Source organism: Roseburia sp. OM03-7AC, from assembly GCF_003462625.1.
In the GTDB taxonomy this organism is placed as follows: domain Bacteria; phylum Bacillota; class Clostridia; order Lachnospirales; family Lachnospiraceae; genus Roseburia_C; species Roseburia_C amylophila.
The window spans coordinates 37,401-54,866 of record NZ_QTZJ01000011.1 but is presented as its reverse complement, the minus strand read 5'-3'; the positions used below and the strand labels follow the sequence as shown (position 1 = coordinate 54,866).

The 17,466-nt window shown below is 41.7% G+C and carries 19 protein-coding genes; 13 read left to right on the top strand and 6 right to left on the bottom strand.

Annotated elements, in window-relative coordinates; genetic code table 11:
- The first annotated feature begins 196 nt into the window (after positions 1-196).
- Complete coding sequence (locus tag DXB39_RS13505; RefSeq protein WP_117842393.1) at positions 197-1,318, top strand: IS1249 family transposase; 1,122 nt, start codon at positions 197-199, stop codon at positions 1,316-1,318.
- A gap of 78 nt (positions 1,319-1,396) precedes the next feature.
- Here the strand turns inward: DXB39_RS13505 and DXB39_RS13500 are convergent, their stop codons facing one another.
- Both DXB39_RS13500 and trmB read right to left on the bottom strand, forming a co-directional pair.
- On the bottom strand, positions 1,397-2,230 hold the full coding sequence (locus DXB39_RS13500; protein WP_117842283.1) for a bacteriohemerythrin: 834 nt from the start codon (positions 2,228-2,230) through the stop codon (positions 1,397-1,399).
- 194 nt (positions 2,231-2,424) lie between these two features.
- Positions 2,425-3,075 carry a tRNA (guanosine(46)-N7)-methyltransferase TrmB gene (gene trmB, locus DXB39_RS13495; protein WP_022244294.1) on the bottom strand — a complete coding sequence of 217 codons (651 nt, stop codon included), beginning with the start codon at positions 3,073-3,075 and terminating at the stop codon, positions 2,425-2,427.
- Positions 3,076-3,234: 159 nt separating this feature from the next.
- Between trmB and DXB39_RS13490 the strand changes: the two genes are divergently transcribed.
- Positions 3,235-4,656, top strand: coding sequence for a D-alanyl-D-alanine carboxypeptidase family protein (locus DXB39_RS13490; RefSeq protein ID WP_117842282.1), 1,422 nt, complete (start codon positions 3,235-3,237; stop codon positions 4,654-4,656).
- A gap of 194 nt (positions 4,657-4,850) precedes the next feature.
- On the opposite strand, the gene DXB39_RS13485 is transcribed toward DXB39_RS13490, so the two are convergent.
- A complete protein-coding gene (locus DXB39_RS13485) occupies positions 4,851-5,363 on the bottom strand; it encodes a hypothetical protein (protein ID WP_117842281.1) in 513 nt (170 codons plus the stop codon).
- A 196-nt stretch (positions 5,364-5,559) separates the two neighbouring features.
- Here DXB39_RS13485 and DXB39_RS13480 point away from each other — a divergent pair, with 196 nt between their 5' ends.
- Both DXB39_RS13480 and DXB39_RS13475 read left to right on the top strand, forming a co-directional pair.
- Complete coding sequence (locus DXB39_RS13480; RefSeq protein ID WP_117699118.1) at positions 5,560-6,174, top strand: type IV toxin-antitoxin system AbiEi family antitoxin domain-containing protein; 615 nt, start codon at positions 5,560-5,562, stop codon at positions 6,172-6,174.
- On the top strand, positions 6,174-7,043 hold the full coding sequence (locus tag DXB39_RS13475; protein ID WP_147343737.1) for a hypothetical protein: 870 nt from the start codon (positions 6,174-6,176) through the stop codon (positions 7,041-7,043). Before DXB39_RS13480 ends, DXB39_RS13475 begins: the two co-directional genes overlap by 1 nt.
- Before the next feature lie 4 nt (positions 7,044-7,047).
- Here DXB39_RS13475 and mobA read toward each other — a convergent pair whose 3' ends face one another.
- The 3 genes from mobA to DXB39_RS13460 all read right to left on the bottom strand — a co-directional run bounded on the left by mobA (position 7,048) and on the right by DXB39_RS13460 (position 10,536).
- A complete protein-coding gene (mobA, locus tag DXB39_RS13470) occupies positions 7,048-8,073 on the bottom strand; it encodes a molybdenum cofactor guanylyltransferase (protein ID WP_117842279.1) in 1,026 nt (341 codons plus the stop codon).
- A 56-nt stretch (positions 8,074-8,129) separates the two neighbouring features.
- Positions 8,130-9,161 carry an ATP-binding protein gene (locus tag DXB39_RS13465; RefSeq protein ID WP_158565998.1) on the bottom strand — a complete coding sequence of 344 codons (1,032 nt, stop codon included), beginning with the start codon at positions 9,159-9,161 and terminating at the stop codon, positions 8,130-8,132.
- 592 nt (positions 9,162-9,753) lie between these two features.
- The gene (locus tag DXB39_RS13460) at positions 9,754-10,536 is read right to left on the bottom strand and encodes a sporulation initiation factor Spo0A C-terminal domain-containing protein (protein WP_022244286.1); all 783 of its coding nucleotides are present in this window, start codon (positions 10,534-10,536) and stop codon (positions 9,754-9,756) included.
- A 372-nt stretch (positions 10,537-10,908) separates the two neighbouring features.
- Between DXB39_RS13460 and DXB39_RS13455 the strand changes: the two genes are divergently transcribed.
- Genes DXB39_RS13455 through DXB39_RS13415 form a run of 9 tightly spaced genes read left to right on the top strand, consistent with a single transcriptional unit; the run spans position 10,909 to position 17,462 of the window.
- Positions 10,909-11,160 carry a type II toxin-antitoxin system Phd/YefM family antitoxin gene (locus tag DXB39_RS13455; protein ID WP_022244285.1) on the top strand — a complete coding sequence of 84 codons (252 nt, stop codon included), beginning with the start codon at positions 10,909-10,911 and terminating at the stop codon, positions 11,158-11,160.
- On the top strand, positions 11,161-11,421 hold the full coding sequence (locus tag DXB39_RS13450; RefSeq protein WP_022244284.1) for a Txe/YoeB family addiction module toxin: 261 nt from the start codon (positions 11,161-11,163) through the stop codon (positions 11,419-11,421).
- Positions 11,422-11,472: 51 nt separating this feature from the next.
- Positions 11,473-12,888: an aminotransferase class I/II-fold pyridoxal phosphate-dependent enzyme gene (locus tag DXB39_RS13445; protein WP_117842277.1), complete on the top strand. Its 1,416-nt coding sequence runs from the start codon at positions 11,473-11,475 to the stop codon at positions 12,886-12,888.
- Positions 12,889-12,944: 56 nt separating this feature from the next.
- The gene (locus DXB39_RS13440) at positions 12,945-13,535 is read left to right on the top strand and encodes a guanylate kinase (protein WP_117842276.1); all 591 of its coding nucleotides are present in this window, start codon (positions 12,945-12,947) and stop codon (positions 13,533-13,535) included.
- An 8-nt stretch (positions 13,536-13,543) separates the two neighbouring features.
- A complete protein-coding gene (locus DXB39_RS13435; protein ID WP_022244281.1) occupies positions 13,544-13,984 on the top strand; it encodes a YaaR family protein in 441 nt (146 codons plus the stop codon).
- Positions 13,985-14,033: 49 nt separating this feature from the next.
- A complete protein-coding gene (locus DXB39_RS13430) occupies positions 14,034-15,023 on the top strand; it encodes a DNA polymerase III subunit (protein ID WP_117697941.1) in 990 nt (329 codons plus the stop codon).
- A 1-nt stretch (position 15,024) separates the two neighbouring features.
- Positions 15,025-15,936 carry a PSP1 domain-containing protein gene (locus DXB39_RS13425; RefSeq protein WP_117842275.1) on the top strand — a complete coding sequence of 304 codons (912 nt, stop codon included), beginning with the start codon at positions 15,025-15,027 and terminating at the stop codon, positions 15,934-15,936.
- On the top strand, positions 15,923-16,672 hold the full coding sequence (locus DXB39_RS13420) for a tRNA1(Val) (adenine(37)-N6)-methyltransferase (protein WP_117842274.1): 750 nt from the start codon (positions 15,923-15,925) through the stop codon (positions 16,670-16,672). Before DXB39_RS13425 ends, DXB39_RS13420 begins: the two co-directional genes overlap by 14 nt.
- A 19-nt stretch (positions 16,673-16,691) precedes the next feature.
- On the top strand, positions 16,692-17,462 hold the full coding sequence (locus DXB39_RS13415; RefSeq protein ID WP_117697955.1) for a prolipoprotein diacylglyceryl transferase: 771 nt from the start codon (positions 16,692-16,694) through the stop codon (positions 17,460-17,462).
- Positions 17,463-17,466: the final 4 nt, after the last annotated feature.

Below are 17,466 nucleotides of genomic sequence, written 5' to 3'. Positions count from 1 at the left end.
GAGTTATAGGACAAAATGTGTTGATGAAAACCGCTTTCAAGCCTTGAAAATAAAGGGCTGAAGGCGGTTTAATCTTTTTTCAAAGAACTTTGAGGGTGGACAAAACGTGTTGATAAAAAATGCTCTAACCCTTGAAAATAAAGGGCAAAACAGAGTTTAATCTTTCTTGAAATAGAAAACCATGGAGGAAGATTAAATGAATCAGATAAATTGTCCTATTTGTGGAAACAAATGTGTTAAAGCAGGAAAAACAAAAGCGGGAACACAACGCTGGCTATGCAAGAAATGCAAAACTTCGTTAACACATAAAATAGATAATGATTCAAAGGAGTTACAAATCTTCTTAGATTGGTTGTTTGGAAAAGAAACTCAATCAATAATGCCAGGAGAAGGAAGAACATTTAGAAGAAAGACAGCAAGATTTTGGGATATATGGCCGATGCCACCGAAAATAGAAGAAACCAAAGATGTTCTTTTTCTTGATGGAATTTATCTTGGCCGAAAGGCCTGTGTGCTAATCTGCTGCGATGAGAAAAATGTACTTGGATGGTATTTATGCCGATATGAACATGCAGGTGCCTGGATTGCTTTAATGAAGCGTATAGCTGAGCCAAGAATGGTTGTATCAGATGGTGGAACAGGATTTGCAAAAGCACTGAAAAAAGTATGGCCAATAGCAAAACATCAAAGATGTATATTTCATGTATTCTGCCAGATAAAACGTTATACAACGTCCAAACCTAATACATTAGCTGGAGTAGAGCTTTATTGTCTGGCTAAAGATTTACTTAAAATAAAAGAGAAACAAGAGGCAGAAACATGGGTAACTCGTTTCACTGAGTGGATAAAGAAGTATCAGAAATTTCTTAGTGAAATGACGGTAGATGAGCATGGTAATAAAAGACCAACTCATGAGAGACTGCTTAAAGCAGAGAGATCCCTTCTTAAACTTATCAAAGAAAACACACTGTTTACATACTTGGATAAGGAATTTATAAATGATTTCATTGCACCATCTACGAATAACAGAATTGAAGGCGGAATCAACTCAAGACTCAGAGAAATGTTGAGAAATCATAGAGGACTTTCTATAGAAAGACGAATAAAAGCGGTTTACTGGTGGTGTTATATGCACTCTCCAGAACCGCTTTCATTGTCTGAAATAATAAAAACTATGCCTACAGATAGAAGTATTGCAGCAATATATCAAAGGATGAATGATAAATCCCGGTTGGAAAAGAGTCTTTCACTTTGGGGTGATGCCATTGTGTGGAGTGACCTCCATAAGATGGATAAATCTTTTACAGAATGGGATTAGCCATCAACACGTTTTGTCCTATAACCCATAAAGTCTAATATCAGGAAGCCGGTTTTATGCTGTATGCTCTGCAGTTTATTATTTTTTCATTTCGTCCATATAGACAGCAATTTTTTTATCCATACCAATAATATGGTTGGATAACCAGCCCAGCAGAAACTGGATCAGTTCCAGAAGATAAGTCTGCTGGTTATTGTCCATATCGTCAAGTTCTGAGAAGTCAATTTCTACCAGGCGTTCAACGAAAACAGTGTGGGCACGCTTCTGGGCAGCCAGTTCCGGATAGTGCATCTTCTCCATCAGCATTTCCTCATCAGCAAAATGAAATTGTGTATAATCCTTTAATTCCACTAAAAGCCGCATAATTTCATCATATTTGTCATGCAGCAGATCGTTTTGAATCAGGTCATTGGTCTCTTTTATAATCTCAAAGAGACGGCGGTGCTCTTTATCCACAAGGTCAATTCCGGTCTTGTATTTGTCCGTAAAGGCAAATGGGTCATCGGAAGTCCCTTCAACTGCGGACATTTTTCCAATCATCATATCACTGCTTAAGATATGGTGGTACAGCCAGCGTACCAGATAGGAAAGTAGTTCTTCGAAAGATGCTCTGGCAGCCTCTTTTGAGGACTTATCTAAAATAAAGGAATTGATTTTCTCAGCAAATTCAGCATGTTCCTTTTTCTGAAGAGGAAGCTCCGGGTCATGAATCTCTTCCATATAAGCCTCTTCATGGGCGAAATGTGTATTCGCATAATCCTTCAGATGAAGAAGCAGGCTCTGGGCAATTCCGGAAATATCCTCGGTTGTTTTAACAAGGGAAAGAGCATCATTTATCATCTGGAATAATTTGCGGTGTTCCTCATCTATTTGTGGAATATGAATCATACAATCTTCTGTGAATTCGTACATGGTATACATCTCCTTACATTGTATCAATGATTTGTGCTACGATGTATTATAAACCCTCAGAAGATAAGCCACAATAAAAAAAGAAAAATTTATAAAAATTTCACTGATAAACCAACTCCGACTGCTCAGGCAAATGGTTCATCTCATGGGTCATGCCATCTGGCAGTGTCCGTGCACTGGCACTATCGGAAAGGTCATAAAGGAATATTTCTGGAAGTAATCAGCTTGCAGATAGGATTTCCCCTGGAAGAGAATTTCTCTTCGTATTCGGTCATGATATTGCCTTCGTTCATGGCAGTATCATGGTGTAAATCCCTTGTAAATGCGTCCAGATTCCAGCCTGCAGCATCGATTTCTTCTAAGGAGAAGTCAAAAAGTCCTACGTTATCAGTCTTAAACTCAATCTGTCCGTCCCCTTTTAAGACTTTGTCATAGCGCTCTAAGAACTGGCGGGAGGTCAGTCTTCTTTTGGCATGGCGGTCCTTTGGCCATGGGTCGGAGAAATTAAGATAAATGCGGTCTAACTCGCCTTTTTCGAAAAAGTCCGGCAGAAGTGCCGCATCTTCACACAGAAGGCGTAAGTTTGGCAGTGGATTTTCTTCCAATTTCTGGAGTCCGCGATACAATACGCTTTCGTAACGTTCCATGCCAAGATAGTTGATATCCGGATTCCGGGCAGCTAAGTCCATGATAAAGCGTCCCTTGCCCATGCCGATTTCAATGCGGATCGGGTGGTCATTTCCAAATATTTCATTCCAGTGTCCTTTATGGGAAGCGGCATCCTTGATACAGAGGTCACTGGCTTCTACAGCCGGCGCAGCCGCCGGGATATTGCGAAGTCTCATAATATGAAATCCTTTCTACTTATATATATCTTTCGAAAACAATTTATCATATTTATGGTTTAAAAGAAAGAGAATTGTGAATATTAATGGAAAGGTATTGCACCATGGAAATGGATTGATATATACTTAAAGTTAAGAAGAATTTAGGAGCAGCAGAAAATGAAAAAGAAAAAGAGAATATTAAGCGTCGGACTGGCAGTGTGTTGTCTGGTTGGCTTATTGGGTATAAACACACAAAAGGTAAAGGCGGCAGAGTACTGGCCCCAGGACCCGGAAACCGAATCACCCAATGCGATTGTGATGGAAGAGAGCACAGGAACGGTTCTTTATGATAAGAATTCCACGGAGCAGCATTGTCCGGCAAGTATCACGAAGATTATGACCACGCTTCTGGCACTGGAAAACTGTTCGCTGGATGAGACAGTAACATTTTCCAAAGAGGCGGTTTATAACACCCATGGTTCCGGAATCTCCAGGGATGTGGGAGAGCAGATGACCATGGAGGAATGTCTTTATGCAGTCATGCTGGAGTCTGCCAATGAATGTGCCTATGCGGTAGCGGAGCATGTAGGCGGAACCGTTGAGAATTTTGTTCAGATGATGAATGACAAAGCGGCAGAGTTAGGTTGTGTGAATACACATTTTAACAATCCACACGGACTATCTGAGGGAGAGGATGCAACCCTTCACTACACCTGCTGTTATGATATGGCACTGATTGCAAAGGCGGCTTACCAGAATGAGACTTTCCGTGCGATTACGGCAACAAAGACCTATCAGATTCCACCAACCAACAAGCATGATGAGATCACCTATCTGCAGAATCATAATGAAATGATTCATGCCTTTAAAACCAGAGGACAGTATCTATATGAATACTGTGTAGGTGGTAAGACCGGATACACCACAGCGGCAAACAGTACGCTGGTTACCTTTGCAGAAAAGGACGATATGACACTTATCTGTGTCATTATGAATGCCCAGTCGCCGGCGCAGTGGACAGACAGTATTGCATTGTATAATTATTATTTTGAGAACTTTTCGCTATATAATGTAGCACAGAATGAGACAAGGCTTGAAAATGGAGAAATGGATACAGGAATGCTCAATACCAATTCCTCTTTTGTAAAAATAGACCCGGCGGGAAATATTGTTCTGCCAAAGAGTGCAGAATTCAGCGAAGCTACGCCAGCAGTAAGCTATGATAATACTTCGGATGATGTGTTGGCAAATATCAAATATACATTTGCAGGACATGATGTAGGCAGTGCGGATATCATTTCCACCGGAGTAAAAGCAGATACATTCTCCTTTGATAATGTAAAATCAGAAGAGATTTCTACGGAAGCAGGAACCAGAACCACCTCGAAGCATAAGTTCCAGATAAATATCTGGAAAGTGTTATTGGGAATTCTCGGTGTCGCAGCTCTTGTGGTCATAGCATTTCTGATTCGGAGATTTGCGGATAATTTCTATATTATCAGACACAAATATTTCTCAAAGAGCAGACCGGATAAACGTTATAAAACCATAAAAAGAAACTATCGCAGCAAAAGGAGACGGCGCAGAAGAAGAAAATAGTCTTGAAAATTGCAATAGAACAACTGAAAAAGACAAGAATAAAAAGAAACGACAATATTTAAATTTAAATATTGTCGTTTTACGTTATCTTGGACATTAAAGTTAGGACGAGTTATATTCTGATAATTTGTGGATAAATCCATTATTATTCTGTTATCGTAGCAGAGTTATCCACACTATTTGGATAATTATCATCAATTTGTGGATAACAGAGTCTGGAGGTAGGAAAGGATACGGCTGCGCTCCCTGGTGTAGATAATGATACCATTATAAGCCTTTACCATAGTATCATAATGTCCCTTTAAGCTGATGGAAGAACTTAAAGTATACATCAGATAATCGGCAAGCTCGGTTGGTACTTCAATCAGTACCGGTTCGGATTCCTCCAGACTTTTTAAAGAAGCTTCACTGGATTGCAGCAGGCGGCTGATTTCTTTGTCCTGCTCAAATTGCTCGGATGTTTTATTTACAATAAAGTAACCTCTCTCATCCCGGGGCATATCCATTGCCTTGATGGCACGCTGCACCTGTTTGGTCAGTGCATCGGAAGCGGGGTACAGGGACTGGAAATATCCCATAAAATCTGAAGCCTGACGGAAATGTTCATTGCAGCCCTTTTCCAATACTTCTGTGACCAGAATACGTTTGATAATCTTCTGGCAGGTTTCCCGGGAAGGGTTTTTTCGGGTAGTATTTTCTGTTTCCATAGATACCTCATTTATTAAAAACAAGCGTATATTCAAATAGACATATACGACATTAAATATTGTTCCAAATAAATTATACGACAAGAAAACAACTTTTACAACGACAAACTGAAAAATATAAGACAAATTGCAACAGAAATTGACAAGCGGCAAAAATTAACTTATACTAGAAGAAAAATGCGAAGGAGCGATATCTATGAATGCGAAGCAGAAAGAGCAGACCATTGAAGAGATAAAGAAGCTTTTAGAAGAAAATAATGGCATTGTGAAAGCCGAAAAATTATATCCTTTGGGATTGACCTATAAAAGTATTCAGGGACTGGTGAAAGCCGGCATACTTGACCATGTAAAGAGTGGATATTATTCCATGGGGTATGAAGAGAAGCCGCAGGAAGAAATTATTCTGGGACTGTTTCCGGATGGAATCTTATGTATGGACAGCGCCCTTTACTATTACGGTTATATTGAGAAGCGTCCTTATGAATGGAGTATTGCCATCAGCAAGAATACTTCGAAGTCAAGGTTCCGCATGGAATACCCGGTGGTGAAACCATATTATACAGAGCCGGAAGTCATGGAGCTTGGTGTAACGGCCATTCCTTTTGCCGGTGGCGAGATGAAGATTTATGAAAAAGAGCGTCTTATCTGTGACTGCCTCAAGTACGAGGAACGTCTGGAGCGGGAGGATTTAAAGAAGGCGCTGCTGGCATTTATCAATGAGCCAAAGAAAGATATTGCAAAATTAATGGAATATGCCAGAGCCCGCAAGGTTGTGGCAAAGATTCAGAGCAGAATTGGAGTGTGGCTGTAGTGGCAGAGTGCATACTGAGAGAATCATTGATCCGGCAGAGAAGTGAGGACTTGCAAATCCCTTTTGTGGACCTGCTTCCTTCTGCAGTAACCGAGTATTTTCTATATCAGATAAGTAAATCAACATTTGCAGAGAAGCTTTATCTTAGAAATGGCAGCAGCCTCGGTGTGGAGAATTACCGCCGGAAGAGAGTCTTTTCCCTTTCCTATTATTATCAGGTGGTAAAGGATGAGCATTTAACGGAAATGCAGTTAGGGCAGCTCATGAAAGAGGTGTTAAGCCGGAAGCCGGAGTATGTCTATCAGATAGAGAAAGAAAGGGCGGGAAGCTATCAGATAGAGGTGCTGGCAAAATCAAAGGAGCATGAAGTTCCCATTACCCTGCGTTTTCAGGAGCTTCGGGACGAGCAGATGCAGCCTGCCCATGGAGAATTGCCATTTTTCTTACAGGAGAATACGGTAATCCAGTTTCTGCAATATCCTTATGAGCAGGTTGTGGCAGAGAATTTTGTGGAAATTTTAGAGAAAATGGAATTAATCAACGACCTGTCCTGCTATGAAGAAATTTATGGAATCTTAAAGAAAGAGGCGTTAGATGGCAGAAAGGTTGAGCAGCAGATTATTGAAATTGGAACAAAGAGAGAGCTGGCCTTTGGAAAAGACCGGCTGGATACCGTCCTTCACTATAAGGATTATACTTATATGAAGCGGAAATGGGCGGCATACTTAAAGCGGGAGCGAAAAAAAGAGCCGGACTGGGCGGAAGTGATGACTCTTTTGGAAGCCTTCTTTCCACCAGTCTGGCGTGCAATTATCAAAGATGAAATTTTTATCGGAGACTGGATGCCGGAGCTGTGCCGTTTCCTGTAGATACTTAATGGCTATAGTCGCGGATCAGCGTCTTTAAGAAGCCAAGAAGTGACTTTGGCTTGCGGAAGTCAAAGCAAGGAACTTCTTCGCATTTGTAGCCGAAATCACTGGCGATGGCAACAAGACCGGAAAGGGGATGCAGCGGAGTCTCATTTAACTCACTGCTCAAAAGCTCGATTTTAAAGCAGTCTTCATCTTCTAAATCGCAGGTGAGGATGAGGTCTACATTCGTAATATTGGAAAAATCTTTTTCTGAATCAAAGATGGCAGCCTTAATGCCATCTTTTTTTAATGTCTCCAATAGCTGGATGCAGAAGGTCTTTTTATCAATAATGGAATCCCCCACCAGCGATACCACGGGAATAAAAGAAGCAATATTGCCTGTTGCCGGAAGCTCCAGATTGCTGTCTTCATCAAAAAGCTCTCCCCGTTCGGAAAGCAGCTTTAAGGCATGATAATAATGGGTGCGGGTATTGATGTTAAAAAATTGTTCATTCAGTGGAACCGGACATATATTTGCCAGCTCGTTTTCCGGGATATAGCCGGCATTGCATTTTTCATGAAGCCGGTTAAAGGAATATTGGTGAAAGAGCATGGCTTTTCCCACCTGCGGAATGCAGCTTTTGGAGTAGACAGCGGAGAGAGTCTCCAGCTGGTCATTGGCGCGCTCAATTGCCCAGATAGGATGCTCCTGTGGCTGTGACAGCAGGTAAAGCCCCAGTGCCGGTTCTACAAAAGGTGTATCCACGGAAATGAAGAAGGCACGTTCCTCAGAGATCATAGAAAGTGCGCTGAAGATACCGGACAGCGGACCGGCATTTCCATAGATGTCTCCAATGGTTGTCACCGGAAGATTCAGATGCGCATAATCATTTTTCTGCTGGACAGAAAGGTAGATTTTCGGAAAATCCGGCTGAAATTTCCGGACCAGATATTCAATCAGGCAGCAGTCCCCAAAAGGGAGCAAAGCCTTGTCCGTTCCAATTCTTGTACTTTTTCCACCACATAATATAACCAGTGCATGACTCATAACATTTACCTCATGTAATATTTACCTTCTCAAAAGTTCTTCCATCATAACATAAATCAGTCTGACTGTAAAACAAACATATCATTTCTCATATGTACCCGTTCAATTTCATTACGGCGGTAGCTCTGAATCAGATAGTGATTTTTCCGGTCAAAGAACAGAGCAATCTTCTTCGTAAATATGGAAGTTTCCGGCGTATATTCAATGATGTGCAGGGATGCACGGTATTGTTTCTTTATTTTCCAGATGTCCATAAGACCGATTCCGCTGCCGCCACTGTCCTTGTGGGTGGTGTGCCGGGTCTGACCAAAGTCCTCAAAAAGCTGCACATCAAAGGCATTCCCACTGTCAGAAATCTCCAGGGTGGAAGTATCTTCGTCATGACAAAGGCGGACAGAAAGACTGCGCACCTCATTATCACCAATGGCAATCATGGCATTTTCCAGCAAATCCGCCAGAAGGTGGGAAAGGTCTTCCCCGGAAATGACATCTTCCGTCATTTTTACAATATTGCCTGTGATATGCAGGGAAAAGTTGATGTTCTGCGCCAGGGCGCGCTGCTGCATATAGGTAAAAAGCGCATCTAAAACACAGACCCCGGTCACCGGAAGAGCGTGTTCATCATGGCGGTAGGAGTTCAGCGTACCTTTCCGATCCTGTGCCATGGTCTTTAACTCATTGGAAAGCTGTTCGCCCTTCTTTCTGGTATCACCGTCTGTGATCCCATCCTCTAAATATTCGCAGACAGCAAGTTCCATTGCCGGAATCAGCTTGTTATCTTTATGAATAATCTTAGCCAGGGCATCATTATTTTCCTCTAATTTCCGGATGCGGTTATCTTTCTCAATGAGTTCATTTTGTAAAGCCTTAAGCTCCGCCTGCCGCAGCTTCTCCCGGTAGTCACGGGTAATCCGGAACCGCCACCAGCAATAAAGCAGAAGTCCAATCAGGAAAAGGGAGATGAGGAGAAAGAGGAACTGCATGTCAGGAATGGAATCATAAAAGCTGATTATGGTAACAATGAGCAGGATAAAACAGCTTAAGATAAAACCTGTGGCAGAAGAGCCGATTTGATAGAGAAATGGCATGCCACGGCGGAGCCTTTTGATTTTGAAAAGAAGGAATATTAAGAGCAATTCAAGAAGTCCACCAGTAAATTGTATTGCTACATAGGGTAAATCATAGCGTCCATAGAAAAAGGGTGCAATTACCAGGGCGGTAAGCAAGGCTGCAAGAAGAAAGAGAATATAATGAATCCCTTCAGAAATAACCAGTGTTACAAGACTTAATGAAATTGTTTTCTGGGTAAAACGAGACAATATAAAAGTATTAAAAAGTATAATTGTTGGAAAAATGAAAATGAAACTATTAGCTTCTAAAAAACAAAAAAGAAAACTATCTATAAGAAAGATAATGAAAAAGGATATTTTCTGAAGAATTTTAGGATTTTTCAAATTAAGGAGCTTATAAAAAAGATAAAAGCTACATAAAAAGTTAAAAAACCAACGAATGCTATCTTGAATCATACATAACCTCATATAAAGAAAGAAAAAAGCATATAAAATGCAATCTGTAATGCAACTCCGTTAACCAGTCGGTTTTTTCTATACTCTTCTTACATTTTGAGAAGGAGGAAGAAAAAATGGCTTGGTTTTTAGATTTTATAAAAAAATATTTTGGTTAACGTCCATCCGTAATCTTTTCCGCGTAAAAGTAAATGAACTCCTTAATGGTAGGCATTCCGCGGTCAGGATTAATATGGGCAGTGTAGCAGTTAAGAAGAGTTTCGGTGTCATTGGAATTCCATGCGCGGTTAATGGCATTCTGCATGGCACGTTCCACACTGGAATTACTCTTCTTATACTTGTTACCAAGAATCTGGGAAATGTTTGTGGTCGGTCCATCAATTGTTATCATAATGGCATCGGTCAGATATTTGTAACCGACAACCTTTGGACTGATACCAATGAGCTCCAGTTCCCGGTGGATTCTGCGGATAAGTCCCTGCTCTAAATCTTTCTGATTATCTTTCATATAAGAAGTATTGGATGTGGATTCTGTCATTTCAATCATAGGAAGAAGCTGTTCGAGAAAATCAACAGCAGATTCCGGAGAATAAGAATCTTCATATTTGCCGATGATGAAATCAGCACCAAGTCTTCTGGCAGATTCCAGCGTGATTTTGCTGGAGTTGTAAGTAGTGACAAGAATATAAGGCTTTTTCTCTAAGCCCAGTTTATTTAAGTCAGAGAGGAAAAACAGTCCGTTTCCACCACCATGATGCAATTCCAGGTCAAGAATAACAGCGTCAGGAAGCGTATTCTGTACATATTGAATGCCAACATAAGAATTATTGGTGACGCCGGCTAAATCCATATTATCTTTAGTTGCAATATAGTTTGAAATACGATTGCAGGTGTTCATATCATCTTCGATTAATAAAATGTGGAGCGTTTTTTCCATGTACAAGTCCTCCTGATTTACTCATATATCGTTTCAATAAAATAACATTTCACAAGGCATCTTTAAAATTAAGCTTATTATATCTCAAAACCCCCTTTAAAACAACAAAAAACAATACAAACCAACGAAAACCAACAACAAAAGCGTAAAGTTTGTGTTGGAAAAAAGTGGTAAACTACCCAGTAAGGAGTATCGATAAAAAATTTGAGTTGTGTAAAGTTATCATATAGATTCGGGTGGCTGCTTTCAAAGCGGTCACCCGAAAGTCGTTTCTGGAGAGTCTGAATAGAAGCCGTTGACTTGGACAAAATAGTAGAATATAATAAAAGTACGAAAAAACATACGGATTTTAATACGAAAAGAGGTGAGAATATGATAGCAGTAAAATCAATGAATGTAAGAGACCATTTTAAAGAGTGGTGTAATAAGGTAATAAATGGAGAGACTATTATTGTATCAAGACCAAAGAATGAAAATATTGTTATGATGTCTGAAGCAGAATATAACGATATGAAGAAAGCTCAGAGAAATGCAGATTATCTGGCTATGCTGGACAAATCTATGTCCGAAGCGGAATCTGGTGGAGTTATTGTAAAAACAATTGGGGAATTGGAGAATTTATAGGTGAATATCATTTTTACACCGACTGCCTGGGAGCAGTATACAGAGTGGCAGCGGGAAGATAAGAAAATAGTAAAACGAATTAATGAATTGATAAAAAGTATAGACAGAGAGGGATTGGCACAGGGAATAGGAAAGCCGGAACCATTGAAATACAGGAAAGTCTGGAGCAGGCGGATTACGGATGAACACCGCCTTACATACAATTTTGATGTAAATTTAAATTTAATTATTTATACTTGCAAATATCATTATGAAGAGTAGAACAATGGAAAAAACCGCAACTTACAGGAAGTACAGACCGAAAGGTGAACTATGACATATATAAAAGACGAATTATGTAAACTTGCATCCTCTGATATGTATCCCCTTCATATGCCGGGACATAAGCGGAGACTGGATTGTGACATCAATCCTTATACATATGATATTACAGAAATAGATGGATTTGATAATCTGCATGCCGCAGAAGGAATCATAAAGGAAGCCGAGGAGCGGGCAGCCGCATTATGGGGCGCAAAGAGTTCTTTCTTTCTGGTAAATGGAAGTACCTGCGGTATTTTAGCAGCACTCAGTGCCGCATTACCGAAAAAGGGACATCTTCTGATGGCGCGGAACAGCCATAAGGCAGCCTATCATGCAGCATATTTAAGAGAATTGCAGGTGACATATCTCTATCCGGTATTTACGGAATTCGGGATACAGGGTGGAATACTGCCGGAGCAGGTAGAAGCCGCATTAGGAGCGGATAAGAGTATCAAAGCCGTGTTTCTTACTTCACCGACCTATGACGGAATCGTATCAGATATAGAAAAAATAGCAGAGATTGCCCATCAGCATGGGATTCCGCTGATTGTGGATGAAGCTCATGGTGCACATCTTGGCTTTCATCCGTATTTTCCAAAATCAGCTATTACGCTGGGAGCAGATGTGGTAATCCAGAGCCTGCATAAGACGCTTCCGGCACCTACACAGACTGCAATTCTGCATTGGAATTCTTCTTATATAAAGAAGGAACGGCTGGAGTGGTTCTTAAATATCTATGAAACCAGTTCTCCATCCTATTTATTCTTGGCCAGTATAGATGAATGTGTGCGTCTGCTGACGGAAGAAAAAGAGAAGTATTTTGATGCATATGAGAAGCATCTGAAAGACTTTTATGAAAAAGCATCCCATTTTTCTAATGTGGAAGTCATGGGAGAGGTGGATTTAAAAGAGACAGAAGGCTTTGCCAAAGACCCGTCGAAGCTGGTACTCCGTGCCACGAAAGCCGGACTTTCCGGGGAAGAGCTGTATCAGCTGCTCAGGGAGAAATACCATTTGCAGTTAGAAATGTGTCAGGGAGACTATGCGCTGGCAATGACCAGTATTTTTGACAGCGAGGAAGGTTTTGACCGGCTGTATGCGGCACTGGAAGAAATTGATAAAAAAGAAGCCGCAGCAAGAAGAACAATAACGCCACAGTTTCTGACCGAAGCCTATGCAAAGCGGACGGTCCGCATATCCATTGCAGAAGCGCTGGATGCAAAGACAGCGGAAATGGGGCTGAAGGAAAGTGTTGGCAAGACAGCAGGAGTATTTGTCTATCTTTACCCGCCGGGCATCCCGATGCTGGTGCCGGGAGAAGAGATTTCCAAAGAAGCAGTGGCAGTGATAAAAACCTGCCGGGAGAATGCATTTCGTATTCATGGCGTGACTGAGGACGGAAAGATAAAAGTTGTCATTTCCTGAAAATTATTTTATACTAGAAAACAGACGGCAAAACCGTAGAAACAGGAGATTTACACATGGGAAAGATTTTCTGCCTGATGGGCAAGAGCTCAACAGGAAAAGATACCATATATAAGATGCTGCGGGATGAGAAAGCGTTGCAGCTTCAGACGATTGTACCATATACTACCCGGCCGATCCGTGCCGGCGAGGCGGAGGGCGTAGAGTATCATTTTATTGATGAACAAAGGCTTTTGAAGCTCGAAAAAGAAGGAAAAGTCATAGAGCAGCGCGCATATGATACTATATACGGAATCTGGCGCTATGCCACAATTGCAGACGGGCAGGTCAATCTGTCGGAGCACAGCTATCTTCTGATTGGCACCCTTGCCGTGTATACACAGCTTTGTGCCTATTATGGAAAAGACGCAATCGTACCGATATATATAGAAGTAGAAGATGGTTTACGTCTGCAGCGGGCATTGGATCGGGAGCGGATGCAGGATAAGCCAAAGTATACAGAGCTTTGCAGGAGATTTCTTGCAGATGATGCGGATTTTGCAGAAGAAGCATTGGAAAAGGCAGGAATTACCAGACATTTTGAGAATGATAATCTGCAAAAGACAGTAGAGGAAATTGCAGCTTTTGTGCTATCATATAATGGATAGGTGATAAAATGGAGATTAGAGTAAACGACACTGCACCGGTGAATCAGACCACCGGAACCACGCCGGTAGACACCGGAGACGGCAGCTTTAAATTTACATTGACCAGTGCAATCGAAGAGCAGGAGCTTCAGCAGCGGTTGAACAGCCTCTTAGATGACATTACCAAGCAGGGTAATCTTATTGCACAGCATATGGACATCCGGGACATGAAGAAATACCGCGGACTGGTGAAGGATTTCTTAAATGAAGTCGTAACCCGCTCCCATAAATTTTCCAGAGAGAACTTTCTCGACCGGAAAGGCCGTCATCGTGTCTATGGAATCGTCAAGTTGGTGGATAAGAACTTAGACGAACTGGCAGAAGAGCTGGTGAAGGATGAGTCGGACCACATTACCATATTGGATAAAATCGGGGAAATTGCAGGCTTATTGCTGGATATTTTCACGTAAAAACAGGGCAGCCTAAGACAGCAGGAAGCTTCAGGAGAAAGGAGCGCACATGGCAGGATTTGCAGAAATCATTGGACATGAACAGATTATAGAGCATTTACAGAATGCAATAAAAATGGATAAAATATCCCATGCATATATATTGAACGGACCGGACAAATCCGGCAAGAAAATGCTGGCGGAGGCATTTGCCCAGACCCTGCAGTGTGAGAAGCACGGCATTGAGCCCTGCATGGAGTGCCATTCCTGTAAGCAGGCAGTGAACCACAACCAGCCGGACATCATTTATGTCACACATGAGAAGCCGAATACGCTTTCCGTTGCAGATATCCGCAGCCAGCTTGTAAATGATGTAGATGTGAAGCCATACAGCAGCAGATATAAGATTTATATTGTAGATGAAGCAGAGAAAATGAACCAGCAGGCGCAGAATGCACTGTTAAAAACCATCGAAGAGCCGCCGGCATATGCGGTTATCATTCTGCTGACTACCAATGCGGATGCATTTTTACCGACGATTCTTTCCCGGTGTGTGGTATTGAACCTTAAGGTAGTTTCCGATGATAAAATCAAAAAATATCTGATGGAGCACTGTAAAGTGCCGGATTATCAGGCGGATGTGTGTGTGGCATTTGCCCAGGGAAATGTGGGAAAGGCAATGGCACTGGCATCTTCGGATGATTTCCAGGAGCTGAAAGCTGCAGCTGTGCAGTTATTAAAGCGAATCCATGAGATTGAGCTTTATGAATTTAAGGAAGCCATCAAACAGATTAACGAATATAAAATGGAAATCAACGATTATCTTGATATCATGATGATCTGGTTTCGTGACATTTTATTATATAAAGCAACAACAGATGTAAATGGACTGATATTTAAGGATGAAGTCTATGACATAAAGAAGCAGGCAAGCAAGAGTTCCTACAGTGGAATTGAAGCAATATTAGAAGCGTTGGAAAAGGCAAAGGTGCGCCTTACGGCAAATGTCAACTTTGACCTGGTGATGGAATTGTTGCTGCTGACAATAAAGGAGAATTAGAATGACAAAAGTAGTTGGAGTCAGATTCCGCAGAGCCGGAAAGATATATTATTTTGACCCGGGTAAAGCAAAGATGGCGGCAGGCAGCCATGTTATCGTGGAGACTGCCCGTGGCATAGAGTACGGAACCGTGCTGATTGCCCCGAAAGAGGTAGACGATAAAGCAGTGGTTCAGCCATTGAAACCGGTCATCCGCGTGGCAACACCGGAGGACGATAAGACCGAGCAGAGAAATAAAGAGAAAGAAAAAGAAGCATACAAAATCTGTTTTGAGAAAATTGCAAAGCATAAGCTTGAAATGAAGCTGGTAGAAGCAGAGTATACCTTTGATAACAATAAGCTTCTGTTTTACTTTACCGCAGACGGACGAATTGATTTCCGTGAACTGGTAAAAGATCTGGCAGCAGTATTCCGTACCAGAATTGAGCTGCGCCAGATTGGAGTGAGAGACGAGACCAAGATTTTAGGCGGAATTGGAATCTGCGGAAGAGAATTATGCTGTAAATCCTATCTGGCTGATTTTGCTCCGGTATCTATTAAGATGGCAAAGGAGCAGAACCTGTCCTTAAATCCGACTAAGATTTCCGGTGTATGTGGCAGACTGATGTGCTGTCTGAAAAATGAGGCTGAAACATACGAATATTTAAACAGCCGTCTTCCGAATGTGGGTGATACCGTTACCACAATTGATGGATGTAAAGGTGAAGTACAGAGCATTAACGTATTGCGTCAGCTGGTGAAGGTCTTAATCGAAGTAAATGATGAGAAAGAACTTCGGGAATATAAGGTAAAAGAGCTGAAGTTCAAGCCAAGAAGACGCAGAGACAATATCAAACTTTCTCCGGAAGAGATGAAAGAGCTGGAAGCCTTAGAGGATAAGGGAGGAAAGTCTAAGATTAATGACGTCAAGTAATGAGATTCAATTAAAACCGGATGAGCGTGTGGACGAGCTGAATCGCAAGGGTTATCGTATCATTCAGGATACGAAGCAGTTCTGCTTTGGAATGGATGCGGTACTCTTAAGTGCTTTTGTAAAGGTAAAGCCGAAACAGAGAGTGTTAGACCTTGGAACCGGAACGGGAGTGATTCCTATCCTATTAGAGGCGAAGACTCCCGGAGAGCATTTTACCGGGCTTGAGATTCAGCCGGACAGTGCCGACATGGCAGGAAGAAGCGTTGCGTTAAATGGATTGACGGATAAAATCGATATCGTAACAGGAGATATAAAAGATGCCTCGAAGATCTTTGGGGCATCTTCTTTTGATATTATAACCACAAATCCGCCTTATATGATAGGACAGCACGGTCTTACGAATCCGGAGGAAGCAAAGGCAATTGCCCGCCATGAAATATTGTGCAATCTTATGGATATTATGAGAGAGAGTGCGAGAATACTAAAGCCGGGGGGACATTTTTTTATGGTACACCGTCCGTTTCGTCTGACGGAAATCATCTGTTGTATGCATGAGCATCGCATCGAGCCAAAGCGGATGCGGCTGGTATATCCATATGCAGACCGGGAGCCGAACATGGTACTTATCGAAGGCTGCAGAGGCGGGCGTTCCCGTATGACGGTGGAGAAGCCGCTGATTGTATACAAGGAACCGAATGTATACACCGATGAAATATATGAGATTTATGATTTGTAATGAAAGAAAGGAAAGACATATGTTTAATGAGATAACAATTGGACCGTTGACACTTCATATGTATGGACTGATGATTGGACTTGGATTCTTAGCCGCATATGCGATGTGTTATTACCGTGGAAAAAAGATGAAAATGGAAAAAAGCGGAGATATCCTTTATGGAATCTTCTGGTGTGCCATCATCGGTGGACTGGTGGGAACCAGATTGCTTTATTATATTGTAGAGATTCCGGAGATTATCAAAGACCCATCCATTCTCTGGGACTTTAAAAACGGTTATGTAGTATATGGAGGAATTATCGGAGGAATCTTAGTATCCTGGCTTTACTGCAGGATAAAGAAGGTATCTTTCATCGAATACTTTGACCTTGTTATGCCGGCAGTAGCACTGGCACAGGGCTTTGGAAGAATCGGATGCTTCTTTGCAGGCTGTTGTTACGGAAAAGCAACGGACAGCTGGTTTGGAATCACCTTTACCCATTCCGACTATGCTCCAAATGGAGTCAAGCTGATACCGACACAGCTTATTTCATCTGCAGGAGACTTCATGATTTGCCTGATGCTGCTTGCTTATGCAAAGCGTAAGCCGAAAAAAGGCAGAGTGGCATCCTTATATTTAATGTTCTATGGAATCGGAAGATTTGGTGTGGAATTTTTAAGAAGTGATTACCGCGGAAGCGTGGGATTCCTTTCTACTTCCCAGTTTATTTCCATTGGTATTGTAGCAGCAGGCATCATACTCTATCAGATGTTGCCGCGCATTTATGAAAATGCGAAGAAAGCGGAGTAAGAAG

Excerpts from the sequence above, each read along its gene's own strand:
- DXB39_RS13420 (WP_117842274.1), top strand. The coding sequence starts at position 15,923 with ATGACGTCAAGTAATGAGATTCAATTAAAACCGGATGAGCGTGTGGAC.
- DXB39_RS13415 (WP_117697955.1), top strand. The coding sequence starts at position 16,692 with ATGTTTAATGAGATAACAATTGGACCGTTGACACTTCATATGTATGGA.
- mobA (WP_117842279.1), bottom strand. The coding sequence starts at position 8,073 with ATGAGTCATGCACTGGTTATATTATGTGGTGGAAAAAGTACAAGAATT.
- DXB39_RS13440 (WP_117842276.1), top strand. The coding sequence starts at position 12,945 with ATGGGAAAGATTTTCTGCCTGATGGGCAAGAGCTCAACAGGAAAAGAT.
- DXB39_RS13480 (WP_117699118.1), top strand. The coding sequence starts at position 5,560 with ATGAATGCGAAGCAGAAAGAGCAGACCATTGAAGAGATAAAGAAGCTT.
- DXB39_RS13435 (WP_022244281.1), top strand. The coding sequence starts at position 13,544 with ATGGAGATTAGAGTAAACGACACTGCACCGGTGAATCAGACCACCGGA.
- DXB39_RS13485 (WP_117842281.1), bottom strand. The coding sequence starts at position 5,363 with ATGGAAACAGAAAATACTACCCGAAAAAACCCTTCCCGGGAAACCTGC.
- DXB39_RS13460 (WP_022244286.1), bottom strand. The coding sequence starts at position 10,536 with ATGGAAAAAACGCTCCACATTTTATTAATCGAAGATGATATGAACACC.
- DXB39_RS13505 (WP_117842393.1), top strand. The coding sequence starts at position 197 with ATGAATCAGATAAATTGTCCTATTTGTGGAAACAAATGTGTTAAAGCA.
- DXB39_RS13455 (WP_022244285.1), top strand. The coding sequence starts at position 10,909 with ATGATAGCAGTAAAATCAATGAATGTAAGAGACCATTTTAAAGAGTGG.
- trmB (WP_022244294.1), bottom strand. The coding sequence starts at position 3,075 with ATGAGACTTCGCAATATCCCGGCGGCTGCGCCGGCTGTAGAAGCCAGT.
- DXB39_RS13490 (WP_117842282.1), top strand. The coding sequence starts at position 3,235 with ATGAAAAAGAAAAAGAGAATATTAAGCGTCGGACTGGCAGTGTGTTGT.
- DXB39_RS13465 (WP_158565998.1), bottom strand. The coding sequence starts at position 9,161 with ATGCCATTTCTCTATCAAATCGGCTCTTCTGCCACAGGTTTTATCTTA.
- DXB39_RS13425 (WP_117842275.1), top strand. The coding sequence starts at position 15,025 with ATGACAAAAGTAGTTGGAGTCAGATTCCGCAGAGCCGGAAAGATATAT.
- DXB39_RS13430 (WP_117697941.1), top strand. The coding sequence starts at position 14,034 with ATGGCAGGATTTGCAGAAATCATTGGACATGAACAGATTATAGAGCAT.
- DXB39_RS13445 (WP_117842277.1), top strand. The coding sequence starts at position 11,473 with ATGACATATATAAAAGACGAATTATGTAAACTTGCATCCTCTGATATG.
- DXB39_RS13500 (WP_117842283.1), bottom strand. The coding sequence starts at position 2,230 with ATGTACGAATTCACAGAAGATTGTATGATTCATATTCCACAAATAGAT.